This window comes from Nonomuraea sp. NPDC049750 (genome assembly GCF_040659625.1).
Taxonomy (GTDB): domain Bacteria; phylum Actinomycetota; class Actinomycetes; order Streptosporangiales; family Streptosporangiaceae; genus Nonomuraea.
The window spans coordinates 407154-433301 of the sequence record NZ_JBFANB010000004.1; the positions used below are offsets into that span (position 1 = coordinate 407154).

The window sequence follows — 26148 nt, forward strand, 5'->3', positions numbered from 1 at the left end:
GGCCGGACACCCGCGCGCTTCCTCCCATCCGGACTTTAACCGTCGGTCCCGGAATTTCACCGAGTCAACCGGCCGATGGCATCGGCCGGGTCGCGGACTGTAACCGCCGGTTCGGAATTTCACCGACCCCGGAGCACGCTAGCTCTCTTCTCACACCAGTCTGCCATGCCGACAAAAGCGGATGCGACCGCCCCCTACTATGCCAAACAAGCGCTCGCTTGGTCAACGGTGAGCTGCAGGAGGGCTGACGGTGGGCGGCGGGAATGACGGAAGGTCAGGCGGGGGGACAGCCGAAGGGTTAGGCAGTGGGACGGCGGAAGGTCAGACGGCGGAACGTCGGGAGGCCAGGCGGCAAGACGGCCGCAGGTCAGGCGGCCATGAGGCGGCGGGCGAGACGGGCGGCCGGGCTGTAGCGGACCTGCGCCGGGATCAGCCCCAGCCCGGTGTGCAGCGCCTTCAGCGTGGTCGTCGCCCACAGGTCGCCGACCGGGGTGGCGGGCAGGCCGTACAGCCGCCTGGCCCAGCGCGGGAGCGTCGCGAACGCCAGCAGCGTCACCCCCGGCAGGACCGGCTTGAGCGGGGTGAGCAGCAGCGGGAGCGGCGCGGTGAGCGACAGGCGGAGCGGGTGCGCCGCCTCGGGGACGAACCGCAGACCGGGACGTTCCCCCTCGATGTAGTCCCGCAACTCGCCCACGGTGCCGGGGACGGAGGCCGGGTCGAGGCCGACGACCTCGGCGGCCCGTCGCCATTCGGCCACGAAGGTGTCCGCCTCGGCGTCCGTCAGCTTGACGCCGCCCCGGCGCGCCACCGAAAGGTAGGAGTCGACCTCCCCCACGTGCACCCAGCGCAGGGCGTCCGGGTCGTCGAGGTGGAAGCGCTCGCCCGTGTCCGGATCCCACGCGGTCAGTTTGGCGTGGATCCTGCGGACCCGGCGGCCGGCCCGCTCGACCTCCTCGTGCGTCCCGTACGTGCGGACCCGGACGAATTCCGTCGTCCGGGTGAAACGCGACCACGCCTCGTTCGGGTCCATCAGAGAGGAGTTCTGCAGCACACCGCGCATCGCCTTGGGGTGCAGCCCCTGCATAAGCAGCGCCCGCAAGCCGCCGACCAGCAGGATCGGCTCGCCCATCACCCGCCAGGTCACCGATTCGGGCCCGAAGAGCCCATGGTCCTCCATAAGCGGACAGTTACCCAGGTAACGCCTGCTTCATGTCACAGCATCATCTTGTTTATGCCTTGATTCCGTGATTAAGAAAACGTCACCACGACAGATCATGACATCGCATACATGACCAGGTCAACGGCATAGAAGGCACGACCGCATCGATATTTCACAACAAAACAATCAAACCTTGGCGAAGCATTGCCCTCACCCGATCTGGCCTGCAAATCTGCCATATGGCCTGAAACTTCCCGTTCTGGCACGTTCCTTGGGGGCCTTGTTAGATGACCACACCGACGTCCACCGCACCAGAGATCGACGCGACGTCCGTGACCGAAGCACCGGATGCGGTGGGCCGATCGCCCGGCCAGCTCATGTGGCTGCGCTTCCGGCGGGACCGCACCGGGGTCATCTCCGCCGCGATCGTGATCTTCTTCTTCCTGGTCGCCATCCTCGCGCCGGTCATCTCCCTGGTGTACGGCAAGGACCCGTACACCCTGTACGGCCAGGACCGGCCCGGACTGCTCAACGACTTCGGCTACGCGATGGCGCCCAACGGCGGGATCAGCTCGGAGTTCTGGTTCGGCATCGAGCCCAACCTGGGCCGTGACGTGTTCATGCAGCTCATCTACGGGATCAGGACCTCGCTGCTGATCGCGGTGGTGGCGACGATCCTCACCACCCTGATCGGCATCGTGGTCGGCATCATCGCCGGGTACGCCGGCGGCAAGACCGACTTCTTCATCGGCCGGGTCATCGACCTGATGCTGTCGTTCCCGCAGGTGCTGTTCATCATCGCGTTCACGCCGGTGGTGGACCAACTGCTGGTGCCCTCCAACGAGGAGACCCCGGTGTGGCTGCGGGCGGTCACGCTGACCATCCTGCTCACCATCTTCGGCTGGGCCGGGCTGGCCAGGCTGCTGCGCGGCCAGGTGCTGTCGATGCGCGAGCGTGAGTTCGTGGAGGCCGCCAAGGTCACCGGCGCCTCCCCCGCCAGGATCGTGTTCAAGGAGCTGCTGCCCAACCTCTGGACCCCGATCCTCATCCAGTCGACGCTGCTGCTGCCCGCCCTGGTCACGGCCGAGGCGGCGCTGTCCTTCCTGGGGGTCGGGATGGGCGAGCAGGTCCCCGACTGGGGCCGGATGTTCCTGCGGGCCACGCAGGTCTACCAGAACGACATCACCTATCTCATCTTCCCCGGCGTCGCACTGCTGATCTTCGTCATCGCCTTCAACCTGCTCGGTGACTCGGTCCGCGACGCCTTCGACCCCAAGATCAAGCGCTAGGAGAGAAATGAATCACCGCAAACGGTCGGCTCTCGCGGTTGTCGCGGCGGCCTCGCTGGCGTTGGTCGGCGCCTGCGCGCCGGGCAACGCGGGCGCTCCGTCGAGCGCCCCCGCGAGCGCGGGCGCCTCGTCTGCGCCGGCGGCGGCCTACAAGCCCCCGACGATCACCCTGGGCACCGCGGAGGACTCCAAGGGCCCCGCCATCCCGCCGGAGGGCGTCGTCAAGGGCGGCACCGTCACCATGATCGACCGGGACGACTTCGCCCACTTCGACCCGGCCCAGATCTACGTGAACACCGACGCGAACTTCGGCCTGCTCATCAGCCGCGGCCTGACCGGCTACAAGCGGATCGCCAAGGGCGACTACAAGCTGGTCGGCGACCTGGCCACCGACGCGGGCACGCCGTCCGACGGCGGCAAGACCTGGACGTTCACCCTGAAGGACGGGGTGAAGTGGCAGGACGGCAGCCCGATCACCTCAGCCGACGTGAAGTGGTCCGTCGAGCGGATGTTCGCCCCCTTCGTCACGTTCGGGCCGAACTACATTCAGACGTGGCTCACCTCCGAGGACTACAAGAAGGCCTACCCCGGCCCGTACGGCGGCAAGGAACTCGACAACATCGAGACCCCTGACGACAAGACGGTCGTCTTCAAGTTCAACTCGCCGCACGCCGACGCCAACTACGCCTTCGCCATGGCGGGCTACAACATCGTGCCCAAGGCCAAGGACACCAAGGAGAAGTACGACAAGGAGCCCGTCTCCTCCGGTCCGTACATCATCAAGTCGCACGTCGTCGACAAGTCCCTCGAGCTGGCCCGCAACCCCAACTGGGACGCCGCCACCGACCCGATCCGCGGCGCGTACCCGGACGTGTGGAAGATGGAGTTCGGCCAGGAGGCCACTCAGGTGACCGACCGGTTCGTGGCCGACTCAGGACCCGACCAGACGGCGTTCACGTTCTACTCCAACACCCCGGCGGAGCGGCTGCAGCAGGTGCTGGGCGACGCCAGCCTGGCCGACCGCCGCATGATCAGCCCGTCGCCGTACGGCAACTACTACTACTTCAACCTCGACCGGGTGAAGGACCAGAAGATCCGTCAGGCGATCAACTACGCCTGGCCGGCCAAGCAGATCCAGCAGGCCCTGGGCGGCCCGCAGGCCGTGGCGCTGCCGACGACGATCCTCAACGAGAACACCACGGTCGGCTACAAGCCGTACGACCTGTTCGGGAAGACGGCCAAGCCCGAGGGCGACATCGAGAAGGCCAAGCAGCTGCTGGCCGAGTCGAGCAACCCGCACCCGACCATCGTCTACGCCTACAACAACCTGCCCACCCAGGAACCGGTCACCCTGGTGATCAAGAACGCCCTGGAGAAGGCCGGGATCAAGGTCGTGGCCAAGTCGCTGGACCGTAAGACGTACTACGACTCGATCAGCCAGACGAAGAACGAGTTCGACCTGTACTGGGGCGGCTGGGGCGCCGACTGGCCGTCCGGCTCCACCGTGATGCCGATCATCTTCGGCCCGGTCTCCGACGGCGGGCAGAACATGAGCCACCTCAACGACCCGACGGTCAAGGCCGAGATGAAGAAGATCTCGGAGAACCCGGACATCAACGCGGCCAACGAGGCCTGGATGAACCTCGACAAGCAGATCCAGGAGACCATCACCCCGCTGGTCGTGGCCGAGAACCGGATCGGCACCTTCCTGCACGGCTCCAAGGTGGGCGGCGCCGAGATCGATCCGCAGCAGTGGATCGTCTCCCCCAACACCATCTTCGTGAAGCAGTAGCACCGCCGCTCCGGGCGCCGTCGCGGCGCCCGGAGCACCCTTTTGGAGATCTCGTGCTTCGATTCCTGACCCGCCGCGTCATCGGCGCCGCGGTCATCCTCGTGATCATCTCGGGGGTGACCTTCTTCCTGTTCTTCGTGATCCCCGCCGACCCGGCCCGACTGGCGTGCGGCAAGGTCTGCCCGCCGGAGACGCTGGCGCAGGCCAGGCACAACCTGGGCCTCGACCAGCCGGTCGTGGTGCAGTTCGTGTCGTGGCTCGGGGGGATCTTCTTCGGCCGCAACTTCGAGGGCCTCGGCAACTGCCCCGCGCCCTGTCTCGGCTACTCCTTCGTCAACCGCGCCCCGGTCTTCGAGACCATCATCGACCGGCTGCCCGTCACCATCGCGCTGACGATCGGCGCCTCGGTGATCTTCCTGACGTTCGGCGTGGCCACCGGCATCCTCGCCGCGCTGCGCCAGGGCAAGCCGCTCGACAAGATCGCCAGCATCTCGTCGCTGGTCGGCGCCTCGATGCAGATCTACTTCGTCGGCACGCTGGCCATGTACTTCTTCGTCTACCAGGCGCACATCTTCCCGCAGCCCAAGTACATCCCGATCACCGAGGATCCGCTCGGCTGGTTCGGAGGGCTGCTCCTGCCCTGGATCGTGCTGGCGATCATCTTCACCGCCAACTACACCAGGATGACCCGCTCCACGATGGTGGAGAACCTGGCTGAGGACTACGTACGGACCGCCAGGGCCAAGGGCATGTCCGGCAGGAGCGTGGTGCTGCGCTTCGCCCTGCGCGGCACGCTGACCCCGATCATCACCATCTTCGGCGTGGACCTGGGCCAGCTCATCGGCGGCGCGATCATCACCGAGACCACGTTCGGGCTGCAGGGGATCGGCCGCCTGTCGGTCCGCGCGGTCGACAACTCCGACCTGCCCACACTGATGGCCACCGTCCTGGTGGCGGCGGGCGCGATCGTGGTGATGAACATCGTCGTCGACGCCCTGTACGCCGTCATCGATCCCCGCGTGAGGCTGAGCTGATGTTCCTTGAGGTCAACGAGCTCACCGTCGACTTTCACACCGAGGACGGCGTGGTCCACGCGGTGGACCGGCTCTCCTTCCAGGTGGAGCAGGGGACCACGCTCGGCATCGTGGGAGAGTCGGGCTCGGGCAAGTCGGTGACGAACCTGGCCGTGCTCGGCCTGCACAATCCGGAGACGGCGAAGATCTCCGGCAGCATCACCTTCGACGGCCAGGAGCTGATCGGCGCGTCCAGGTCCACGATGGAGAAGCTGCGCGGCGACCGGATCGCGATGATCTTCCAGGACCCGCTGACGTCGCTGTCGCCGTTCCACACGATCGGCGCGCAGATCGCCGAGGTGTATCGCAAGCACAAGGGCGTCTCGCGGTCGTCCGCGCGGGACCGGGCGATCGAGATGCTGGACCGGGTCGGCATCCCGCAGCCGAAGGTCCGCGTCGACGACTACCCGCACCAGTTCTCCGGGGGCATGCGCCAGCGCGCGATGATCGCCATGGCGCTGGTCTGCGACCCCGGGCTGCTGATCGCCGACGAGCCGACGACAGCGCTCGACGTCACCGTACAGGCGCAGATCCTCGACCTGCTGAGCGAGTTGCAGGAGCAGTCGGGCACGGCGATCGTGCTGATCACCCACGACCTGGGCGTGGTGGCCAACACCGCGCACAACGTGCTGGTCATGTACGCCGGGCGGGCCGTGGAGCGGGGCACGATGCACGAGGTGCTGCGCGAGCCGCGCCATCCGTACACCTGGGGGCTGCTGGGCTCGATGCCCAGCCTGCGCCGCCCGGTGGACCTGCCGCTGGAGCCGGTGCGCGGCACCCCGCCCAGCCTGATCAACCTGCCGTCCGGCTGCGCGTTCCACCCGCGCTGCGACTACATGAAGCTGCTGGGCAAGGAGGTGTGCGCCGGTGACCGGCCCGAGCTGTCGCCCGAACACGGCCACGGCGACGCCTGCTTCCTGACGCTCAAACAGAAGGCGGAGCAGCGCCGGCGACCAGTTGAGGAGACGAAGTGACGGAGAAGCTGCTGGAGCTGTCCGGGGTGGTGAAGCACTTCCCCGTCAGAGGCGGCTTCCTGGTCAAGCACCAGGTCGGCGTGGTGCACGCGGTGGACGGCATCGACCTGACCGTGCACGCGGGCGAGACGCTCGGCCTGGTCGGCGAGTCGGGCTGCGGCAAGTCGACGACCGGACGGCTGGCGGCCCGGCTGCTGGAGCCGACCGGCGGCCGCATCACCTATGACGGCCGCGACATCACCCACGCGGGCCGCCGCGAGCTCAAGCCGATCAGGCCCGAGATCCAGATGGTCTTCCAGGACCCGTACTCCTCGCTGAACCCGCGGCACACGGTCGGCTCGATCATCCGCGGCCCGATGGACATCAACGACATCAACCCGCCCGGCGGCCGGGAGGCCCGCGCCAGGGAACTGCTGGAGATCGTCGGCCTGAACCCGGAGCACTACAACCGCTTCCCGCACGAGTTCTCCGGCGGCCAGCGGCAGCGCATCGGCGTCGCCAGGGCCCTGGCCCTGGAGCCCCGGCTGATCGTGGCCGACGAGCCGGTGTCCGCGCTGGACGTGTCGATCCAGGCCCAGGTGATCAACCTGCTGCAGCAGCTGCAGCGGGACATGGGGATCGCGTTCCTGTTCATCGCGCACGACCTGGCGGTGGTCCGGCACTTCTCGCAGCGGGTCGCGGTCATGTACCTGGGGAAGATCGTCGAGATCGCGGACCGGGAGTCGCTCTATGAGCGGCCGCGCCATCCGTACACGCACGCGCTTTTGTCGGCGGTGCCGGACGCGGACGTGGAAGGGCCGGCGCGGCAGCGGATCCGGCTGGCGGGGGACGTCCCGTCGCCGCTCAACCCGCCGTCGGGGTGCCGCTTCCGTACGCGGTGCTGGAAGGCGCAGGAGAAGTGCGCGGTGGAGGAGCCGCCGCTGACGCGGCTGTCGGGCAACCACGAGGGCCACCTGACCGCCTGCCACTTCCCCGAGGCCCCCACCACCCAAGGTGAGGACGTGGTGCTGGACCCGGCGCTGGCGTGATCATCCTGCTCTGACCGACCATCCGGCCCGCCGTGCTTCTCGCGGCGGGCCGGACGTCTTTCACAACCGTTTTTCTTGTACGGCCTGAGCTTGTTCGGCCTGGGACCGGAGGGCGTCGACCGCCGCCGCCGGGTCCGAGGCGCCATAGACGGCGCTGCCCGCCACGAAGACATCCGCGCCGGCCACCACGCAGCGCTCGATGGTGTCCGCGTCCACCCCTCCGTCCACCTGGAGCCAGATCTGCCCGCCGTGCCGCTCGATCAGGGCGCGGGCCCGGCGGATCTTGGGCAGCACCATGTCGAGGAACTTCTGCCCCCCGAACCCCGGCTCGACCGTCATCAGCAGAAGCATGTCGACCTCACCCAGCAGATCCTCGTAGGGTTCGATCGCCGTGGCCGGGTTGAACGCGATGGCCGCCCGCGCGCCCAGCGACCGGATCTCGCGCAGCGTGCGCACCGGTGACTTCGCCGCCTCCACGTGGATCGTGACGCTGCCCGCGCCCGCCTCGGCGTAGGGCGGGGCCCAGCGGTCGGGGTCCTCGATCATGAGGTGGCAGTCGAGCGGCATCGAGGTCGCCTTGCGCAGCGCCTCGACCACGGGCAGCCCGAGGGTCAGGTTGGGCACGAAGTGGTTGTCCATGACATCCACGTGCAGCCAGTCGGCATTGGTGACGGCCGCGGCTTCGTCGGCGAGCCTGGCGAAGTCGGCGGACAGGATGCTGGGCGAGATCTGTAGGGCCATGATGGTCAGAGTCTATTGAACGGCGCCCACACCCGCAGCGGTGCGGGTCCGTCGAGGTGCCCAGCCGCCCACGGCGAAAGCGCACCGACCCTCTTGAGGACGGCGCCCTCGATCCCGAGGCCGCCCTTCGCCAGTGCCACCCAGCCGCCCAGCCGCGGCCCGCCCAGTAACGCCCCGTCCACCGGTGACGGGGTCAAGTCCCGCACCAGGTCGGTGACAGCCTCCAGGACCCGCTCGAGTTCATCCCGCTGCCATGGCTGGGCGGGCAGCCGACCCGGAATCTCCTCGAATATCAGCGCGACCCAGTCACCATCGTCATACGCGTCCAGCAACCGTGGCACCGGCACCGTCCGGGGAAGCCACCGCGAGATCTCGATCTCCCTACGGTGAAAGGCCGCCACCGCCGGCGTCGCCAACGTACTCGCCGCCTTCACGAACGCGCCCCCGCCGCCCGCCAGACGCACGCGCGCGGCCAGGCCCTCGGAGAACCCGCCCGGCTGGCTGACCGCGCCGACCACCCGGTCACCGAGCAGCCGCTCGATCCCCGCCGCCACCTCTTCAGGCACGGCCGCCCAGGCGATCCTCCTACCGCCCGTAGCCCGCGGAAGCGCACCGGAACCGTCTTCCTGACTGCTCACACTCCGTGATCCTTCCTGCTCTGGCCACCTGGGAATTGCGGTTCCCGGCAGCACAGGATGAGCCGCAAGCTACGATGGCCACATGACCGCTCCCCAGCACCGCGCGCAACTTGCCGCCCGCGTCCAACGCCTCGAAGCGGCCGCTTTTACGCTCGGTTCCGACCTTGGGGATATCAAGGCCGCGGTGGACCAGCTCCCGCAGACGATCCGCCAGGAGATCCTCGAATACACGGAGCCCGTCTTCGGGGAAATCATGGCGGGCAATGCTTCGCTGGCCACGAAGGAGCAGCTGGACCAGCTGGAGCAGCGCCTGAATGACCTGAAAGACCTGACCGAAGCACGTTTTGGTCATGTTGACGCCAAACTGGACCAAATCCTGGTGGCTCTGGCGCAAACGCCTCCGCGCTGAGCCCTGGGAGCAAGGAAAGCGGTCTCAGCTTTTGGCCGTGGTGCCGTGGCGGAAGAGGGCGGCCACGAGCGCCGCCACCGCGAGGCTGGTCACCGCGCCCACGAGCACCGCCAGGTGCATGCCGTCGAGGACGCCGCCGACGTTCGCCTTGACGCCGGTGACCGTGCCGGCGCCGTAGATCGCGACAGCGGCCAGCACGGGAGTGCCGAGGGTCAGGGCGACCTGCTGGCTCATGGTGCTCAAACCGGTGGCCAGGCCCTGCTCCTCGTCAGGCAGGCCGGAGGTGGCGATGACCGTGTAGGAGACCAGGCCCATGGCGTGGCCGAAGAACGCGACCGCGACGGCGGCGAGGACGATGTAGATACCCGTGGCGCCTTCGCCCACGGCCAGCAGCCCCAGGAGGCCCAGACCCTGGACCGCCAGGGCGATGACGAGGGTCCGCTTGCCACCGATGGCGCCGATCACCCGGGGGGCGAGGAGCCCGCCCGCGATGGCCGCGATGCTGGACCCGCCGAACGCCAGGCCGGAGGCGAGCGGCTGGTAGTCGAGGACGTCCTGCAAGTAGAGCGTCATCTGGAAGACGACCGCGCTGGGCATGCTGATGACGATGATCCCGGCGAAGTTGCCCCAGCGGACAGTGGGCCGCTTGAGCACGCTGACCGGCGCCAGCGGGTGCGGGCTGCGTAGTTCGATGAACCAGAACGCGACCAGCAGGAGCGCGGCGAGGATCAGGCAGCCGATGACGATGGGGTCGCCCCAGCCGTTCCGCTCGGTCGCGGAGATGCCGTAGACCAGGCTCACCAGGCCGCCGGTGACCGTGACCGCGCCGGGAATGTCGAGGCGGCGGCGAATCCGCTCGCCGGTGTCGCTCAGCACGCGCGGGGCGATGAGCACGATGAGCGCGACGACCGGCAGGTTGATCAGGAAGGCCCAGCGCCAGCTCAGCAGCTCTGTCAGTACTCCCCCGAGCACCGACCCGAGCGCGAAGCCGCCGGTCAGCAGGGTGCCGTTGAGCCCGAGGGCGCGCCGGCGGAGCGGGCCTTCCGGGAAGGACGTGGTGAGCAGCGACATCGCGGCGGGTGTTGCCATCGCGGTGGCCAGCCCCTGCCCGATACGTCCGGCCAGGAGCATGCCCGGCGACTGCGCCAGGCCGCCGACCAGCGACGCCACGCCGAGGAGCAGCATTCCCGCCAGGAAGAGGTTGCGCCGGCCGAACAGGTCGGCGACACGGCCGAACAGCAGGGTGAAGCCCGCGGCGGGCAGCATGAACCCCGTGACGATCCATTGCAGGCTGCTCAGCTCGAAGCCCAGCTCCGAGCCGATCGTCGGCACGGCGATGTTGAGTACCGAGAAGTCGACCGCGAGCATGAACTGGGCGCCGAGCAGGAGAACCAGGATCAACTTGTGCCGGGACGTCATCTGGTTCTCGATGGGTTCGTCCCGCGCCTGCCTGCTGGAATCGAGCGTGGAGTCGAGCTCCGTCATGGTGTTCCTCTCGCCTGGTGCTCTCTTACGCCGGAGGGCTCGATCACGGGTTCGCGAGGGTCGATCACGGCCCGTGAGCGAGCCAACAGCAACTAGAAGAACACCGGCGGGCCACGGCCGGTTGCGGGAATCAGCCCAGCGGGACGTCTGACGAGCGGGAGGGGATGGCGTCGAGCGTGTCGAGCATGGCGCCGTCGAAGGTGATCGCACCGGCGGCGATGTTCTCGTCGAGGTGCTCGATGCTGGCGGTGCCGGGGATGAGCAGCACGTGGGGCGCGTGGTGCAACAGCCAGGCGAGGCCGACCTGTACGGGCGTGCGGCCGAGGGACGTCGCGGCGGCGTGGACGGCCGCTTCGTCGGTCACCTTCGGCATCTGGGGGAAGGCGCCGCCGAGGGGGAAGAACGGTACCCAGGCGATGCCCTCGGTCCGGCACAGTTCGAGCACGGCTTCGTCGTCTCGGGTGACGAGGCTGTAGGCGTTCTGCACGCAGGCGATGCCGGCGGGGAGCGCTCGGCGCAGCCCGTCGAGGGTGACGCTGCCCAGCCCGATCGCGCCGATCTTGCCCTCGTCGCGCATCGCCGTCATCACGGCGAGCTGGTCGTCGATGTCGACCGCCTGATCGCCCGTGGCCCGCACGCCGGGACCGGAGTCGGGACGGCGCAGGTTCACGACCGGGATCTGCTCCAGGCCGAGGCTGAGGAGGTTGTCCTCGACGCTGGCGCGGAGTTCTTCGGGCCGCTGTGCGAGCCGCAGCGGGATCGGACCGTCTGGATCGGGGGTGGCGCCGACCTTGCTGACGACCATGACATCGTCCTCCGGCCGGATCGCCTCGCGAAGGAGCCCGTTGACGAAGCCGTTGCCGTAGAACTGGGCGGTGTCGATGTGGTCGACGCCGGAGTCGATCGCCCGGCGCAGGACCGCCAGGGCCGCGTCACGGTCGTCGTGCAGGCGGCTGAGCTGCATGGCGCCATATCCGATGCGGGACACGGTACGCCCGGCGAACTGAGCGGTGCCACCGGGCCGCGGAACCTTGACCGGCTCATCGGAAAGGGTGTTGCTGGAGGTCATGATAATCCCATCCAGGTAAGATGCCAGAGATAGCGGAGGAACCTCCGGTATCTCTGACCGACTATAGAGCAATATCGGAGGTACCTCCACTTTGACTTCGCCTGAACCGGTGTCCGCCGACACCTCTTTGAGTTCGCCCGAACCGGCGTCCGCCGACACCGCCGCAGAACAGCCGACCACGACACAGCGTCCGCTCCGCGCCCACGCCCAGCGCAACCGGGACAAGCTCATCGCCGTCGCCCGGACCGCCTTCGCGGCCGCCGACGACACCGTCCCGCTCGAAAGCATCGCCCGTGAGGCGGGCGTCGGGATCGGCACCCTCTATCGCCATTTCCCGACCCGCGAGGCGCTCGTGGAGGCGGTCTACGCAGCCGAACTCGACAACATCACCACGGGCGTCCCGGCCCTGCTCGAACAACTCCCGCCGCCGCTCGCGCTGCGCGCCTGGCTGGAGCGCTACGGGGCGTTCGCCGCGATGAAACGTGGCATGGCCGACGCACTGCGCGCCGGGCAGGCCTCAGGCCGCATCCCGACAGCCACCACCAGGGAACGCATCACCGCCGCGATCACGGCGATCCTCGCCAAGGGCGCCGAAACGGGCTCACTCCGTGCGGACGTCGACCCCGACGACGTCGCCACGATGCTCTTGGGCATCTTTCTCGCCACGGCGGCCCGCGACACCCCCGAGCAGACCGGCCGGCTCCTCGACCTGATCGTTGACGCCCTACTCCCCAATCCAGGCCGCTAGCGGGGGTGTCGCGGGCAGCCCGAAGGATCATTTCGTGTCCCAGACGTACCAACGCATGACAGCCCTCGTCTGCGAAGCCGGCTACCGCAGCGACGAACCGATCGTGGTCGGGATGCGGCAAGGCGGCGCGCCACCCGTACTCCTCGCCCAAGGGCTGTCAGTGACCGCCGCGACGCTCGCCTACGCGGCGTCGCTGTCGAAGCAGATGACCGCGGCCTGCGTGGCGTTGCTGGCCCAAGATGGCGTACTGGACATGGAATCGACCCTGTCACCGTGGCTGCCTCAGCTACCGGCGTGGGCCGGCACCATCCGCCTGCGGCACCTCGTCCATCACACAGCCGCCCTTCCCGCCGACTCCGAGATCGATGCCATCATCACCGGCGACGCCGACCGGACCACCCCGGGCATCATCCAAGCGCTCGCCCAGTTCCCGGACCTGGACCACCGGCCGGGGACCGAACACCGCTATTCCAACGCCGGATACGTCTGCCTGGCCGCGGTGGTGGAACGAGCGGCGGACACGCAGCTGCCCGACTTCGCCGAGCGCCACCTCTTCGTCCCGCTGGCGATGGCGGACACCCGGTACTGGCCCGGGCCTGACCCGACGCCTCCGGGCGCCGCGCCGCTTGCCCGCCTTCATCCCGCCCCGCTGTCCCTGGGTGACGGAGGGGTATGGACCACTCTCAGCGATCTGCTGCGCTGGGGCCAGGCGCTCAACGCCGATGAACTCGGCATCTCGGAGCTCATGCAGACTCCTGGACGCCTCGACGACGGAACGCCGATCGACTACGCCTGGGGCATCGGCGTCCGATCCCACGCCGGGCACCGCGTCTATCGGCACGGAGGAGGCTGGACCGGCCTGCGTGCCCTGCACGCCCGAGTACCCGACCTGGACCTGAGCGTGGCTCTCCTCGCGCTCAACGACGACACCGAACGCCGAGTCCCGCTCCTCAACGGCCTTCTCGATGCGGTGACCAATCCCAGCTTCCGGTCGTAGAACGAGCAGACCTGAGTCCCGGCGCCCATCACGCCGGGAAACGCGAACATGATCCGCTCAGAGCGGACGCTTGCGGAGGAGGGCGAGGAACATCGCGTCGGTGCCGTGGCGGTGCGGCCAGAACTGCGCGTGCGGGCCGTCGCCCAGCCCCTCGATCTCCGGCAGGTAGTCGCGCGCGTCGAGCTGCTCCACGTCGCCGCGCCGGCCGGCGACGTCACCGACGACGACCCGGGTCTCGGCCAGGTGCGGCGAACAGGTGACGTACGCGACCACCCCGCCGGGCCGTACGGCGTCGAGTGCGGCGTCGAGCAGACGTCGCTGCAACCGGCCCAGCTCGGCGATGTCCGCGGGATCCCGCCGCCACCTCGCCTCGGGGCGACGGCGCAGCGCTCCGAGCCCGGTGCAGGGCGCGTCCAGCATGATCCGGTCGAACGCACCCGGCCGCCAGGCCGGCTCGGTCCCATCGGCGGTGACCACGGCGGCGTCCCGGGTGGTCTGCCAGACCAGCCGCGCCCGGTGATACTGCACGTCGGCGGCCAGCAGCCGGGCCCCACCCGGATAGGCCACAGCCCGAACCCCGAGCCCAACAGGATCGGCGAGATCGCGGTCGTCGGAAGCCGCGACGCCTCCGCGGTCGGCAAAGTAGCGGTCGTCGGAGGCCGCTAGGTCGCCATAGGTGGCGATGGCGTCGAGGAGGCCCGCCTTGCCGCCCGGACCGGCGCACATGTCGAGCCACAGCTCGTCACGCCCGTCGAGCGGGACGCGGGTGAGAGCGAGCGCCACGAGCTGGCTGGCCTCGTCCTGGACGGCCGCGCGGGTCTCGGCGACCGCCGGGATCCTGCCCGGGTCGCCCTCCGGCAGGTAGGCGGCGTACGGCGAGTAGCGGCCCGGGTCGGCGCCGCTGTCGGTCAGCTCCTCGATCGAGCTGCGGCCGGGCCGGGCGACCAGTGTCACCAGCGGCCGCGCGTTGTCGGCGGCCAGCAGGTCGGCCACCTCGTCGGCCCGGCCGCCCAGGGCGTCGCGGAACGCGCTCACGATCCACCGCGGATGGCTGTAGGCGACCGACAGATGCCCGGCCGGGTCATGGGCCTCGTCGGGGGCCACGATCGGGACCCACTCCTCGATGGTCCGTGACCCGATCTTGCGCAGCACGGCGTTGACGAACTTGGCGGCGCCCGCCCCGATGCGCAGCCGTACGAGATCGACGGTCGTGCCGACGGCGGCGTGCGGGGGAACGCGCATCTTGAGCAGCTGGTGGGCGCCGAGCCGCAGGGCGTCGCGCACGTCGGAGTCGGGCGCCCGGTCGACGCACATCTCGATGATCGCGTCGTACGTCCCGAGCCCGCGCAGCGTCCCATAGGCCAGCTCGGTCGCCAGCGCCGCGTCACGCCCCTTCACCTCACGCTCGCGCAGCAGGCGCGGCATCAGCAGGTTGGCGTACGCGTCACGCTCGTCGACGGCCCGCATGACGTCGAAGGCGGCATTGCGCGCCTGGTCACGCGCCGGACCCCGCGACCGGCCCCGGCCACCGCCACGACTCCCGCCCTGACCGCCCCGGCCACTACCTTGACCAGCCTGGCCACCGCCTCGGCTGCCGCCTTGACCACCCCGGCCACTGGCTTGACCGCCTTGGCCGCCTTGACCACCCCGGCCGCCGCTGCCATGTCCGGTCCCGGTCGGCCGTCCCTCGTTCTGGCGGCGTGGGCCCTGTCCCATGTCGTTTCTCACTCGACACCTGGTCTCACTCGGCACCTGGTCTCACTCGACACCTGGTCTCACTCGAACCTGGTCTCACTCGAACCTGCCGTCGCTCTCAGGACGCACACCGCGCGCCCACTCCCCCGCGCTCATCAGCCGCTTGCCCTGCGGCTGGAGCTCGCCCAGCTCGACCGGGTGGGTCGCGGTGCCGACCAGCACGGTGTTCTTGGTGGCGGCGATGGCGCCGGGCGGCAGCGGCTCGGCCGTGGGGGCGAGCCGGACCGGGCCGAGCTTCAGCCGGTGGCCGCGGAACTCGCTCCAGGCGCCCGGGTTGGGGGTGCAGGCGCGAATCAGGCGGTCGACGCGCATGGCGGGCGCGGACCAGTCGACCCGGGCGTCGGTCACGTTGATCTTGGGCGCGATGCTGACCCCGTCGGCCGGCTGGGGAACCGCCTGCAGCTTGCCGTCGGCCACCCCGTCGAGCGTGGCCGACAGCAGCTCGGCGCCCGAGACCGACAGGCGTTCGAGCAGCGCGCCGCTGGTGTCGTCGGGACGGATCTCCTCGGTGACGACACCGAAGACCGCCCCGGCGTCGAGCTCCTTGACGATCTGGAACGTCGAGGCGCCGGTGATCTCGTCACCGTGCAGAATCGCGTGCTGGACAGGCGCGGCGCCCCGCCAGGCGGGCAGGATCGAGAAGTGCAGGTTGATCCAGCCGAGCGGCGGCACGTCGAGCGCGGACTGCGGCAGCAGCGCCCCGTAGGCGACCACGGGGCAGCAGTCGGGCTCCAGCCCGCGCAGCCGGTCGAGGAACTCCGGGTCGCCGGCCTTGGCCGGGCGCAGCACCTCGATGCCCGCCTCCTCGGCCAGCTCGGCCACCGGCGACGGGTGCACCTTGCGACCGCGCCCCGACTGGGCGTCGGGCCGGGTGACCACCGCGACGACCTCGTGCCGCGGCGAGTCGATCAGTGCGCGTAGTGACGGCAGTGCCGTCTCGGGCGTGCCCGCGAAGACCAGGCGCATCGTCAGAGTGCCTTCCCGCCCGTGGTGTGCGGGGAGAACTTGACCATGGGGGCGGACAGCCCGCTCCACTCCGCCTCGCGGACGGCCTTCATCGCGAGCTTGCGCTGCTTGGAGTCCATCCGGTCGATGAACAGGATGCCGTCGAGGTGGTCGGTCTCGTGCTGGAAGCAGCGGGCCATCAGGTCGGTGCCCTCCAGCGTGACCGGCTCGCCGTACATGTCGAAGCCCTTGGCGACGGCGCGGATGGCCCGCGGCGTCGGGAACGACAGGCCGGGGAAGGACAGGCAGCCCTCCTCGCCCTCCTCGTCGATGTCGGCCGACAGATCGAGATCGGGGTTGATCAGATGGCCGAGCTGCTCGTCGACGTAGTAGGTGAACACCCGCAGCCCGACGCCGATCTGCGGGGCCGCGAGCCCGGCGCCGGGGGCGTCCATCATCGTGTCGGTGAGGTCTTTGACCAGCTTGCGGAGCTCCTTGTCGAAGTCGACGACCGGTGCCGCCGCGGTGGTCAGCACCGGGTCTCCGAACAGGCGGATCGACTGGATCGCCAAAGGGTCACTCCGTTTCGTCAGTGGGTCAGCCCAGTTTAGTGTGCGCCAGCGATCGGGCCTTCATCGCGGCTTTGCGGGCTGCCTTCACGACGGCCTTGTCGTCGTGCGCGGTGGCGAGCATGTCGAGCACCGCGATCGTGTCCGGGTGGCCCACGGCGGGCATCTGGCCGACGAGCCGGATCAGATCCTCACCCGGCTCGGGGTCCAGCCGGCCCGCGGCGGGGCCGGACAGGTGCATGAGGGCGGCCAGCGAGTCGACCGCGATCCAGGTGTGGTCGTCGGGGCTGAGCGTGGGTGCGTCGAGGTCGCGGATGTGCAGCCAGGACGCGGCGTAGCGGCGCATCAGCGGCAGCTCGAGCGCCTCGCGGACGGGAGCCTCGGCCTCGGGCCCCAGCTCCTCCAGGATGGCGCCCACGGCGCCGCGCTGCCCCGCGGTGCCCTCCGCCGCGATCTCGATGAGGTCGTGCGCGGCCTGCGCGGGCGGGCGGCGCTCCAGCCAACCGGCCACCGCGCTCTGCGTGGCGGCGCCCTTGACCAGGGCCTCGACCAGCTCGGCGGCGGTCAGGTCGGCGAACACCTCGACCTCGGCCGTCGTCGGCGCGTCATGCCCCTCGCGCAGCAGGTCCCTGCGTACGGCCCAGACGCCGAGCGGGGTGAGCGCGGTGCGGCCGGCCGCGGTCTGCTCGACCAGGCCGCAGTAGGCCAGCAACGCCAGCGCGTCGAGCAGCTCGGCGGGCAGCGAGGCGGCCAGTCTGCGCATCTCGATGGCGCCGGGCTCGCAGGCGACCTCGTGCGACTGCAGGATGCCCCGGGCGAGGTTGGCGATCGCGACGCCCGAACGTACGGAGTAGACCGTGGCCAGCATCTCCGCCAGGTGCTCGTCGACGACGGCCGACCCGGTCAGGCCCTCGTCGGCGCGGTCGAGCACGTCCATGACCACGCCGTCCCAGAACTCCAGCGTCGCCTCGACCGAGAGCCGCTCCGGCAGCGGCCCGCGCGAAGCGCGCCCGCCGGCGATCTGGAGCAGCCCGGTGTTGACGGCGACGATCCAGACGAGGCGGAGCCGGGCGGCGTCGAGGCCCAGCTCGGCCGCGGCGGCTTGGGCATCGGCCGCGACCGGCAGCCCTTCCGGGGTGACCTCGCGGGTGCCGGTCCAGTTCATGAGCCGGATGGCGTCGGCGACGAGCGGCACCGTGGGCACGATCCCGGCCAGCTCGGCGTCGGGCGCCAGCAGGACAGGTGGGAACGTCAACGCCTCTTGCTCCGCCACGGGAGTCTCCTCGGGTGGCCGTGGGGGCACGGCGGACTGCTCATCGATCAGCTTACGCAGCTCGGCGAGGTCGAAGACGTTGTTTGCCACCCCACGAAACTTACTGCACACGAGTCACATGAGCGTACTCAACGGATGGCTCGGGAGCGCGCTTTGAAGGCGGCCTTGCGGGCCGCCTTGGCCACCGTACCGTCGGGCAGCGAGCGTCCGAGCAGCTCCAGCACGTCTACGACGTCGGGGTGGTCCACGCGCCACATCTCTTCGATGAGGTGGGCGGGCGGGCCGGAGGCGGCCATGTTCTCGGCGAAGATCTCGGGGGCCTCTTCGGCGGCGGGCAGCGCCAGGGCGAGCATGTCGATGCTGACCCACAGCAGCTCCTCCTGGCTGAGCTGCGGGGCGGCCAGCCCTCGGGCGGTCAGCCAGTGGATGGCGTGCGGGCGCAGCTCCTGGTCCTCCAGGCAGGCGCGTACCTCGGGCTCCGCCTCGGCGCCCAGCCGGTCGACGATGGTCACCGCGATGCCGCGCGCCACGGCGGGGGCGCCGGAGGCGGCGGCGAGCAGCTCGGCCGCCGCCGTGACCGGGCTGCGGCCGGCCAGCCACCGGCTGATGTCCTCTTCGGCCAGCTCGGTGGGCATGCCGTCGAGCAGGCCCTCGATCAGCCCGGTCGCGTCGGCCTCGGCCAGGTCACCGGCCTGCGGGGCGTCGAGGCCGAGCGCCAGGTAGTGCTCGCGCAGCCCCCACACGGCCAGCGGGGTGAGCCCGGCGGCCTCGCCCTCGACCGCGACCATGCCGCACCAGGCCAGCCGGTCGAGCACCGCGCCCAGATCGGCGCCGCCCGCGTCCGCGACCTCCTCCAGGTAGTCGCCGATCACGGTGACGGGCACGGGCGCCCGCAGCCGGTAGAGCATGTCGAACAGGTCGTAGAGCTCCTCGTCGAGCTCGGCCGAGCCGGTGACCGTGCCGCGGGTGTCGCGTTCGACGATGTGGGCGACGATCTCGGCCCACGCCTGGAGCGGGTCGTCACCGACGTCGCGCCGCAGCTCCTCTTCCAGATCTTGGTACGGTCCGGCGTTTCCCGCCAGGAGCGGCACGTCCGCCAGCTCGGCCACGAGCGCGTCGGGCTCCGCCAGTCGTACGGCCGGCAGCGGCGCGCACCCTGGACAGTCGCAGGGCGCCTCCCCCAGATCGGGCAGCTCGCCCGAGGGGATCGCGACCGACTGCTCCAGCGACTCGGGACCGATGGAGCTGAACAGGCTCTTGGCCATGCCGAAGTTGGCCGTGTCGGCGAGCGCCACGGGCATCTTCGGCTCGATGCCGGCCAGCTCCTCGCGCATCGCCGCCGCGGTCTCCTCGCCGACCGCGCCGGCCTGCTGCAGGAAATCGACGAGGGTACGGGCGGCGGCAACCGTCTCCGGCGCGCTCTCCGGCGGTGCGATGACCTTGCGAGGGTAGATGGACAGCAGCAGCTCGTCGAAGGTCGCGGGAGTGAAGTCGCCCAGCTCGTTGACGTTGAGATAGTCGCTGGCGTAGTCGCAGAGCAAGCGGATTTCGTCCGCGTCCACCACGACGCCCCGCGCGCGCCCCCAGGCACGGAGGTCGTCGATGGCCTGGTTCACCCATTCGATCGACACAGGGGCACGCTAACGGCTGGCTTACAGATGAGCGAATCGGGGAAACCGCTTAAATCAGGTCGAGCGGGTCGACACTCACCCGTACGACATCAGGTGCCTTACGGGCCGCACGTACCCCACTGGCCCCTTTGAGCGCGGCGGCCAGCGCGCCGCCGCCGCCGCGCGGGACGCGGATCATGGCGCGTTCCCTGCCCGCCTCGTCCACCGGCACGGGGCCGAGCACCTGGGCGCCGTCGGGCAGGCGCGTCTCGTCGAGCATCTGCCGGACCGCGGCGGCGCTGCCCGTGAGCGTCGCCATCCGTACGGCGGGCGGGAAGCCCAGCTCGGCGCGTTCGGCCAGCTCACGCTCGGCGTGGGTGATCGGATCCCAGCGCAGCAGCGCCTGTACGACCGGCAGCGCGGCGTCGCCCAGCACCACCACCTCGGCGCCGGGCCGGAGCAGGGCGGCGGCGTTCGTCCAGCGGCGCAGCGCCTCCTCGGTGGCCCGCAGGTCCGGCCGGCCGAGCAGCGCCCACGCGTCCAGCAGCACGGCCGCCGCGTAGCCGCCCTCGGCCACCGGCTCGGCGCCGGGCGTGGCGACGACCAGGGCTCGGGTGGCGGGCACGGTGGCCAGCACGCCGTCGCGTCCGGAGGTGCGTACCGGGACCGAGGGGAAGGCCCGGCCCAGCTCCTCGGCGGTACGGCGGGCGCCCACGACGACGGCTCGCAGCCGGTGGCCACCGCAGTTCGGGCAGCGCCAGCCGGCGTCCACCCGGCCGCACCAGCGGCAGTAGGGGGCGGAGTGACCGCCTCGCAGGCCGAGCGGGCCATGACACGACGAGGGCCCCGCGGAACCGGGCTCGCTTTCGAGCCTCAGCCCGCCGTGCTTCGTCCCGCGGCCGGCCGTCGCCGCCATGGCCAGGCCGGGTATGTCGGCATACGGCTCGCTCGCCTCGGCTCCTGGAGCCGTGCTGAGGCGGGTGGGCGGGAGCGCGCAGCGGGCGGGGGCGCGGCAGTTCTGGCAGGCCAGTGCGGGCAGGTAGCCGCGCCGGGGCACCTGGACCAGCACCGGACCGGATTCCAGCCCTTGGCGCAGCGCGCGCCAGGCCAGGCTGGGCAGCCTGGCCTGGCGCGCGGCCTGGTCCTTGGCGAGCTCGGCGTCCTCTCCGGCGGGATGTACGCGGGGGGCGAGGCTTCTGATCGTGGTGCGTGCGGCGACGATCGGCCTGGCCCAGCGACTGGCGATGAGCTGCGTGGCCTCGGCGGTACGCGTGTAGCCACCGATCAGCATGGCCGCGCCCGTGCGATGGGCCCGCAGCGCGAGGACCTCGCGGGCGTGCGGGTAGGGGGCCAGCCGTTCGGCGTGAAGGTCGTCACCGTCGTCCCAGATGGCCACCAGACCGAGCGCGGCCACGGGGGCGAACACGGCGGCCCGGGTGCCCACGACCGCCCGTACCTGCCCTCTCAGGACGCGCAGCCAGCGCCGGTAGCGTTCGGCCGGGCCCAGGTCCGCGGTGAGCGCCACGTGCCGCCCGTCACCGAGCACCCGGGTGAGCTCGGCGTCGGCCAGCGCCACGTCCTTGCCGTCGGGCACCACGACGACCGCGCCCCGCCCGCCGTCGAGCGTCGCGCGGACCGCCTCGGCCACCGCCCAGGCCCAGCCCTTGGCCCCCGGCAGGGCCGACCATACGGCCCGGGGCGTCCGGCCGTTGCGCAGCGCGTCGAGGAACGACGGCCCCATCGGGTAGTCGTCCCAGGGGCCGGCGGGCGCGTTGTCGGCCGGGACGGGAGTGCCTCCGGTCGTGTCGGTGACCGGGCTGGTGGGCGTATCAGCCGCCGCGTCGCCGGGCTGGCCAGAAACCGGACCAGTCGCCGCGTCACCGGGCATACCGGGAACCGGACCAGTCGCCGCATCGCCAGACATACCGGGAACCGGACCAGTCGCCGCATCGCCAGGCGTACTGGGAACCGGTTCGGTTGGCGCGGCGGTCGTTTCGGCGGGTCTTGGGGGGTTCGCCTCGGCCCTGGCGTGGCGGGGCGGGATGGCCAGGCGCAGGACGTCGGCGAGCGTGCCCGCGTAGCGGTCGGCGACCGCCCTGGCCAGGCCCGCGATCTCCCCGGTCAGCACCCGCTCGCCCGACACGACCCGTTCGAGAGCGGTGAGCTTGCCCGTGTGGTCGCTCTCCTCGACCCGTTCGAGCACGAACCCGTCCACCAGCTGACCGGCGAACCGCACCCGCACCCGCACCCCCGGCTCGGCCGTCTCGTGCATCGTCACCGGCACCAGGTAGTCGAACGGCCGGTCGAGGTGCGGCAGCGGGTTGTCGACCGCCACCCGGGCCACCGGCCGCGAAGGAGCGGGAACCGGCGCCCCCTTACCGGGCTTGGACGGCTCCACCCTCCGCACGGCGTCGAGCGGCAGGAGGGCATTGGAGTCGGTCACGCATTACGTCTACCAGACCCGGACCACCCGTAACGCCGCACGCTTGTCGAACCCAAGCCCCCCGCCTGCCCGGTCCCCAAGCCCTATGCTGGTCCGGTCCCAGGCCCCACGAGTGCCCGGCCCCCAGGCCCCACGCCTGTCCGATCCCAGGCCCCACGGCCTGCTCGGTCCCCGAGCCGCAGACGGGGCTCAGCCTTGCTCGCGCTGCCGCCGCCCGATCACCCAGGCGGCGACCTGACTCCGCCCGGAGAATCCGAGTTTGGCGAGGATGTTCTCCATGTGAGAGTCCACCGTGCGCCGGGCGACGACCAGCCGCTGCGCGATCAGCCGGTTGGTCAGCCCGGCGGCGACCAGCTCGGCGACGTCCGCCTCGCGCGGGGTGAGCGGCGCCCAGAACGGTACGGCCGGGGCAGGAGGCGTGACGCCCGGGGCGAGCGCGTCGGCGATCGCTTCCTCCTCCGACATGGCCCGGCCCTCGGAGACGGCTTGGCCGTGCTGCCGGCCGAGGGTCTCACGTAGTACCTTCAGGTGGCTGTCGCGCTCGGCGGCGAGGATCGGCGCGCCGAGCAGGGGGCTCACCTCGTACCCCCACAGCCGTTGCGCCGCGCTCAGTAACCGGGCGGCGCGGGCGGGCCGGCCCTGGTCGGCGGCGAGCCGGCCGAGGAGCTCGACGCAGAGCGCCCGCCCGAACGTCATGTGCAGCGACACCTGCGTCCGCAGTGCCGTCCTGGCCAGGGTGTCCGCCTCCGCGTACTGTCCGGCCGTCCGCCGCGCCAGGGCGAGCGCGAGCTCCGTCCAGGCGGCGGTGGCGGCGTCGCCCGCTTCCCGGCCGAGCGCGCCGGCCTTGGCGAGAACCTCCTCCGCCTCACTGGTACGACCGGCGAGCAGCAGAGTGAGGCCCAGTTCGACGGTGGCGTCGAGCGGATGGACGCCACCGTCGGGCGACAGGCCGTCGACGCACCGGGTCAAATGGCCTTCGGCCGTGGGCAGGTCGCCCGCGCAGAGGCTCACCGTGCCGCGCGCCTTGGCGAGGTTGAGGGCGCCGCGCGGGCCCAGCCGGGCCGCGGGCGCCTCGGCCTCCTCCAGCGCCTTGCGGGCCACATCCAGGTCGCCGCTGGTGGCCGCCAGGTGGGCGAGCAGCAAAAGGGCGTCGAGCCGTACCGGATCGGGGCAGGAGGTGATGAGCAGCAGGCGTTCCAGGTAGCGGCGCCCGTACTGGGCCATGCCCCCGAACGTCCACAGCCTGCCCAGCCGCAGACCCATCCGCAGCCCGCGCTCGCGCGCGGCCGGGTCTGCGGCGAAGGACTCAAGCGCGGCCCGCAAATCGGCCCACTCATCCCTGACCCGGACAATCGCCTCACCCCTGTCACGGCCCGCCGAGTAACCCCGGTCACGACGCACTGCTTCGGCGAGCGTGTAGTAGTGCTCGCGGTGGCGTGCCCGCAGCCGTTCCCGATCGCCGGTGCCCGCCAGGCGGGCGGCGGCGAACTCGCGCGCGCTGTCGGGCATGCGGTACCTCGCCTGCGGCTCGTCCTGCTCCCTGGTCACGATCGCCTTCTCGACCAGCGCCGCCAGCGTGGCGCGAACCCGCGCGGGGGGCAGCGGGCCGCCTGCGCAGACCTTCTCGGCCGCCGCCCGCTCGAACGTCCCCGCGAACACGCTCAGCCGCTCCCACAGCAGGCGCTCCTCAGGCGAGCAGAGCTCGTGGCTCCACCCGATCACGGCCCGCGTGGTCGCGTCCCCGCCCCGGTGCGTACCCGCGTCCGGCGGACGCCTCCCCCAAGGGCCGCCCGCCTCCGCTGGATGGCTCCCCTGCGGCCCGCGCACGTCCGCTGAGTCGCTCCCCCGAGACCTCCGAGCGTCCGCTGAGGGCCTGAGCCGCCTGCCCGCATCTGCCACGTTCCTGGCCCGCCGCCCACCCACGTTCACGGGATATGTGGCCCGCCGCCCGTTGCCGTCCGACGCCACCGACTGCCCGTCCGAGTCCGGGCGACCGTCCGAGTCCGGGCGACCGAGCGAGTCCGAGCGGCCGCTCGGGTCAGGGTGCCGGTCCAGGTCCGGGCGACCGAGCGGGTCCGGGCGGCCGAGCGGGCCGCCGTACGCGTCCATCCGCGCGAGCAGCTCGTCCACGGGCGACCGGCGGACGTGGGCGGCGGCCAGCTCGATCGCCAGTGGGATGCCCTCCAGGCGGCGGCAGAGCTCGGCGACGGAGGCCGCGTTCCGCTCGGTGAGCTCGAAGCCGGGATCAACACCGGGGTCGACGGCCGCGACCCGGTCGAGGAGAAGCGACACCGACTCGACGCGCGCCACGTCGGCGGGCGCCGACTCTCCACCTGGTACGGTCAGCGGCCGGACGATGACCGCGTGCCCGCCGGGGACGCGCAGCGCCTGCCGGCTCGTGGCCAGCACGTGCAGGCCGGGGGCGGCGCGCAGCAGCGACTGTACGAGGGCGGAGCAGGCGTCGGTCAGATGTTCGCAGGTGTCGAGCACCAGGAGCAGGCGGCGGCGCGACAATTGCGCGGTCAGGTCACCGGTGACGTCGAGGCTCTGGGCGATGACCTCTTCGAGGGACTCGGGGTCGGTGTGCCCGGCCAGCTCGACGAACCGGCTGCCGTCGGTGAAGGCCCGCCGCATGAGCTGCGCGGCCCGTACGGCCACGCGCGTCTTACCCACCCCGGCGATGCCGGTGACGGTGACGAGGCGGCTGCGCTGGAGCATCCGCCTGACGTCAGCGACCTCCTGACGGCGACCCACGAAGCTGGTCGCCGTGGCACGCCATGGCATGATCCATTCCCCAGTTTCCGGAAGATCCAAGGAGACCACGGTACGTCTCGACGGCCTCCCTCAGAGAACGGCCCCCGCCCGACCGGCCGTGAACACGCAGATGCCGCACCCCGAAGCCGGGGTGCGGCATCTGACGGGAACGGTCACAGACCGGCGGCGGACCTCAGGGTCTCGGCGCGGTCGGTCGACTCCCAGGAGAAGCCCTCACGGCCGAAGTGGCCGTAAGCGGCGGTCTCCGAGTAGATCGGGCGCAGCAGGTCGAGGTCGCGGATGATCGCGGCCGGGCGCAGGTCGAACACCTGGAGCACGGCGGCCTGGATCTTCTCGACCGGCAGCTTCTCGGTGCCGAAGCACTCGACGAACAGGCCGACCGGCTGGGCCTTGCCGATGGCGTAGGCGACCTGGACCTCGCAGCGGTCGGCGAGCCCGGCGGCCACGACGTTCTTGGCGACCCAGCGCATCGCGTAGGCGGCCGAGCGGTCGACCTTGGACGGGTCCTTGCCGGAGAAGGCGCCGCCACCGTGGCGGGCCATGCCGCCGTAGGTGTCGATGATGATCTTGCGGCCGGTGAGGCCGGCGTCGCCCATCGGGCCGCCGATCTCGAAGCGGCCGGTCGGGTTGACCAGCAGGCGGTAGCCCTCGATGTCGATGTCGAGGCCCGCGAGCACGGGGTCGACCACGTGCTCCTTGATGTCGGGCGTCAGCATCTCCTTGAGGTCGATCTCGGCGGCGTGCTGCGTGGAGACGACCACGGTGTCGAGACGGACCGGCTGGTCGCCGTCGTACTCGATGGTGACCTGGGTCTTGCCGTCGGGCCGCAGGTAGGGGACGGTGCCGGACTTGCGCACCTCGGACAGGCGCTGGGCCAGCCGGTGCGCGAGCGTGATCGGCAGCGGCATCAGCTCGGGCGTCTCGCGGCACGCGTAGCCGAACATCAGGCCCTGGTCGCCCGCGCCCTGGCGGTCGAGCTCGTCGATGTCGCCGTCGACCCGGTGCTCGTAGGCGTCGTCGACGCCCTGGGCGATGTCGGGCGACTGCGCCCCGATGGACACCGACACGCCACAGGAGGCGCCGTCGAAGCCCTTGTGGGAGGCGTCGTAGCCGATTTCCAGGATCTTCTCCCGGATGACGCCGGGAATGTCGACGTAGGTCTCGGTCGTGACCTCGCCTGCGACATGGACCTGGCCGGTAGTGATCATCGTCTCGACGGCGACCCGGCTCTTGGGGTCGTCCTTGAGCATGGTGTCGAGAATCGCGTCACTGATCTGGTCGGCGATCTTGTCCGGGTGGCCTTCGGTGACCGACTCGGAGGTGAACAGGCGACGTGACAACTCAGTGGCTCCTCATGCAGCGGCTGCTGACGGACG

At 70.8% G+C, this 26148-nt stretch carries 22 protein-coding genes and 1 riboswitch; of the genes, 8 read left to right on the forward strand and 14 right to left on the reverse strand.

Annotated features, from left to right (window positions below; translation table 11 throughout):
- Nucleotides 1-10: 10 nt before the first annotated feature.
- Nucleotides 11-141: riboswitch (FMN riboswitch) on the reverse strand.
- 226 nt (nt 142-367) lie between these two features.
- Nucleotides 368-1177: an oxygenase MpaB family protein gene (locus tag AB0J16_RS13720; RefSeq protein ID WP_358538290.1), complete on the reverse strand. Its 810-nt coding sequence runs from the start codon at nt 1175-1177 to the stop codon at nt 368-370.
- Between the two features lie 269 nt (nt 1178-1446).
- Between AB0J16_RS13720 and AB0J16_RS13725 the strand changes: the two genes are divergently transcribed.
- The 5 genes from AB0J16_RS13725 to AB0J16_RS13745 are packed head-to-tail and all read left to right on the forward strand — an operon-like array spanning nt 1447 to nt 7315.
- Nucleotides 1447-2448 (forward strand): ABC transporter permease, encoded by a 1002-nt coding sequence (locus AB0J16_RS13725; RefSeq protein ID WP_358538292.1) that lies wholly within the window; start codon nt 1447-1449, stop codon nt 2446-2448.
- 7 nt (nt 2449-2455) lie between these two features.
- A complete protein-coding gene (locus AB0J16_RS13730) occupies nt 2456-4240 on the forward strand; it encodes an ABC transporter substrate-binding protein (RefSeq protein ID WP_358538293.1) in 1785 nt (594 codons plus the stop codon).
- Between the two features lie 53 nt (nt 4241-4293).
- Nucleotides 4294-5274, forward strand: a complete 981-nt coding sequence (locus tag AB0J16_RS13735; protein ID WP_358538295.1) for an ABC transporter permease — start codon at nt 4294-4296, stop codon at nt 5272-5274.
- Nucleotides 5274-6287: an ABC transporter ATP-binding protein gene (locus AB0J16_RS13740; RefSeq protein ID WP_358538297.1), complete on the forward strand. Its 1014-nt coding sequence runs from the start codon at nt 5274-5276 to the stop codon at nt 6285-6287. The genes AB0J16_RS13735 and AB0J16_RS13740 overlap by 1 nt, the downstream gene beginning before the upstream one ends.
- Nucleotides 6284-7315, forward strand: a complete 1032-nt coding sequence (locus tag AB0J16_RS13745) for a dipeptide ABC transporter ATP-binding protein (protein WP_357945315.1) — start codon at nt 6284-6286, stop codon at nt 7313-7315. The genes AB0J16_RS13740 and AB0J16_RS13745 overlap by 4 nt, the downstream gene beginning before the upstream one ends.
- Before the next feature lie 60 nt (nt 7316-7375).
- Here the strand turns inward: AB0J16_RS13745 and rpe are convergent, their stop codons facing one another.
- A complete protein-coding gene (gene rpe, locus AB0J16_RS13750) occupies nt 7376-8056 on the reverse strand; it encodes a ribulose-phosphate 3-epimerase (protein WP_358538299.1) in 681 nt (226 codons plus the stop codon).
- A 5-nt stretch (nt 8057-8061) separates the two neighbouring features.
- Nucleotides 8062-8622 (reverse strand): hypothetical protein, encoded by a 561-nt coding sequence (locus AB0J16_RS13755; RefSeq protein WP_358538301.1) that lies wholly within the window; start codon nt 8620-8622, stop codon nt 8062-8064.
- A 154-nt stretch (nt 8623-8776) separates the two neighbouring features.
- Here AB0J16_RS13755 and AB0J16_RS13760 point away from each other — a divergent pair, with 154 nt between their 5' ends.
- Nucleotides 8777-9103 (forward strand): hypothetical protein, encoded by a 327-nt coding sequence (locus tag AB0J16_RS13760; protein ID WP_358538303.1) that lies wholly within the window; start codon nt 8777-8779, stop codon nt 9101-9103.
- Between the two features lie 24 nt (nt 9104-9127).
- Here the strand turns inward: AB0J16_RS13760 and AB0J16_RS13765 are convergent, their stop codons facing one another.
- Together AB0J16_RS13765 and AB0J16_RS13770 are read right to left on the reverse strand one after the other, a co-directional pair.
- On the reverse strand, nt 9128-10588 hold the full coding sequence (locus tag AB0J16_RS13765) for an MFS transporter (protein WP_358538305.1): 1461 nt from the start codon (nt 10586-10588) through the stop codon (nt 9128-9130).
- Nucleotides 10589-10718: 130 nt separating this feature from the next.
- The gene (locus AB0J16_RS13770) at nt 10719-11657 is read right to left on the reverse strand and encodes an aldo/keto reductase (protein WP_358538308.1); all 939 of its coding nucleotides are present in this window, start codon (nt 11655-11657) and stop codon (nt 10719-10721) included.
- A 109-nt stretch (nt 11658-11766) separates the two neighbouring features.
- Here AB0J16_RS13770 and AB0J16_RS13775 point away from each other — a divergent pair, with 109 nt between their 5' ends.
- Together AB0J16_RS13775 and AB0J16_RS13780 are read left to right on the forward strand one after the other, a co-directional pair.
- Nucleotides 11767-12405 carry a TetR/AcrR family transcriptional regulator gene (locus tag AB0J16_RS13775; RefSeq protein ID WP_358538311.1) on the forward strand — a complete coding sequence of 213 codons (639 nt, stop codon included), beginning with the start codon at nt 11767-11769 and terminating at the stop codon, nt 12403-12405.
- 34 nt (nt 12406-12439) lie between these two features.
- A complete protein-coding gene (locus AB0J16_RS13780; RefSeq protein ID WP_358538314.1) occupies nt 12440-13402 on the forward strand; it encodes a serine hydrolase domain-containing protein in 963 nt (320 codons plus the stop codon).
- Between the two features lie 57 nt (nt 13403-13459).
- Here the strand turns inward: AB0J16_RS13780 and AB0J16_RS13785 are convergent, their stop codons facing one another.
- The 9 genes from AB0J16_RS13785 to metK all read right to left on the reverse strand — a co-directional run bounded on the left by AB0J16_RS13785 (nt 13460) and on the right by metK (nt 26112).
- Entirely contained in the window at nt 13460-14869 is a 1410-nt protein-coding gene (locus AB0J16_RS13785) for a transcription antitermination factor NusB (protein WP_358538316.1), read from the reverse strand.
- Nucleotides 14827-15066 (reverse strand): hypothetical protein, encoded by a 240-nt coding sequence (locus AB0J16_RS13790; protein ID WP_358538319.1) that lies wholly within the window; start codon nt 15064-15066, stop codon nt 14827-14829. The genes AB0J16_RS13785 and AB0J16_RS13790 overlap by 43 nt, the downstream gene beginning before the upstream one ends.
- 127 nt (nt 15067-15193) lie before the next feature.
- Nucleotides 15194-16123, reverse strand: a complete 930-nt coding sequence (fmt, locus tag AB0J16_RS13795) for a methionyl-tRNA formyltransferase (RefSeq protein ID WP_358538322.1) — start codon at nt 16121-16123, stop codon at nt 15194-15196.
- Between the two features lie 2 nt (nt 16124-16125).
- A complete protein-coding gene (gene def / locus AB0J16_RS13800) occupies nt 16126-16674 on the reverse strand; it encodes a peptide deformylase (protein ID WP_358538324.1) in 549 nt (182 codons plus the stop codon).
- 25 nt (nt 16675-16699) lie between these two features.
- Complete coding sequence (locus AB0J16_RS13805) at nt 16700-18034, reverse strand: hypothetical protein (protein WP_358538327.1); 1335 nt, start codon at nt 18032-18034, stop codon at nt 16700-16702.
- Between the two features lie 38 nt (nt 18035-18072).
- On the reverse strand, nt 18073-19575 hold the full coding sequence (locus AB0J16_RS13810; protein WP_358538330.1) for a hypothetical protein: 1503 nt from the start codon (nt 19573-19575) through the stop codon (nt 18073-18075).
- A 49-nt stretch (nt 19576-19624) separates the two neighbouring features.
- The gene (locus tag AB0J16_RS13815) at nt 19625-21997 is read right to left on the reverse strand and encodes a primosomal protein N' (RefSeq protein WP_358538333.1); all 2373 of its coding nucleotides are present in this window, start codon (nt 21995-21997) and stop codon (nt 19625-19627) included.
- A gap of 189 nt (nt 21998-22186) precedes the next feature.
- Entirely contained in the window at nt 22187-24781 is a 2595-nt protein-coding gene (locus AB0J16_RS13820) for a LuxR C-terminal-related transcriptional regulator (RefSeq protein ID WP_358538336.1), read from the reverse strand.
- A 143-nt stretch (nt 24782-24924) separates the two neighbouring features.
- On the reverse strand, nt 24925-26112 hold the full coding sequence (gene metK / locus AB0J16_RS13825) for a methionine adenosyltransferase (RefSeq protein WP_219532887.1): 1188 nt from the start codon (nt 26110-26112) through the stop codon (nt 24925-24927).
- Nucleotides 26113-26148 lie beyond the last annotated feature (36 nt).

Bases quoted from the DNA above. Each gene is read 5' to 3' on its own strand.
- AB0J16_RS13720 (WP_358538290.1), bottom strand. From the start codon at position 1,177: ATGGAGGACCATGGGCTCTTCGGGCCCGAATCGGTGACCTGGCGGGTG.
- AB0J16_RS13725 (WP_358538292.1), top strand. From the start codon at position 1,447: ATGACCACACCGACGTCCACCGCACCAGAGATCGACGCGACGTCCGTG.
- AB0J16_RS13730 (WP_358538293.1), top strand. From the start codon at position 2,456: ATGAATCACCGCAAACGGTCGGCTCTCGCGGTTGTCGCGGCGGCCTCG.
- AB0J16_RS13740 (WP_358538297.1), top strand. From the start codon at position 5,274: ATGTTCCTTGAGGTCAACGAGCTCACCGTCGACTTTCACACCGAGGAC.
- rpe (WP_358538299.1), bottom strand. From the start codon at position 8,056: ATGGCCCTACAGATCTCGCCCAGCATCCTGTCCGCCGACTTCGCCAGG.
- AB0J16_RS13760 (WP_358538303.1), top strand. From the start codon at position 8,777: ATGACCGCTCCCCAGCACCGCGCGCAACTTGCCGCCCGCGTCCAACGC.
- AB0J16_RS13765 (WP_358538305.1), bottom strand. From the start codon at position 10,588: ATGACGGAGCTCGACTCCACGCTCGATTCCAGCAGGCAGGCGCGGGAC.
- AB0J16_RS13770 (WP_358538308.1), bottom strand. From the start codon at position 11,657: ATGACCTCCAGCAACACCCTTTCCGATGAGCCGGTCAAGGTTCCGCGG.
- AB0J16_RS13785 (WP_358538316.1), bottom strand. From the start codon at position 14,869: ATGCGGGCCGTCGACGAGCGTGACGCGTACGCCAACCTGCTGATGCCG.
- AB0J16_RS13790 (WP_358538319.1), bottom strand. From the start codon at position 15,066: ATGGCAGCGGCGGCCGGGGTGGTCAAGGCGGCCAAGGCGGTCAAGCCA.
- fmt (WP_358538322.1), bottom strand. From the start codon at position 16,123: ATGCGCCTGGTCTTCGCGGGCACGCCCGAGACGGCACTGCCGTCACTA.
- AB0J16_RS13820 (WP_358538336.1), bottom strand. From the start codon at position 24,781: ATGCCATGGCGTGCCACGGCGACCAGCTTCGTGGGTCGCCGTCAGGAG.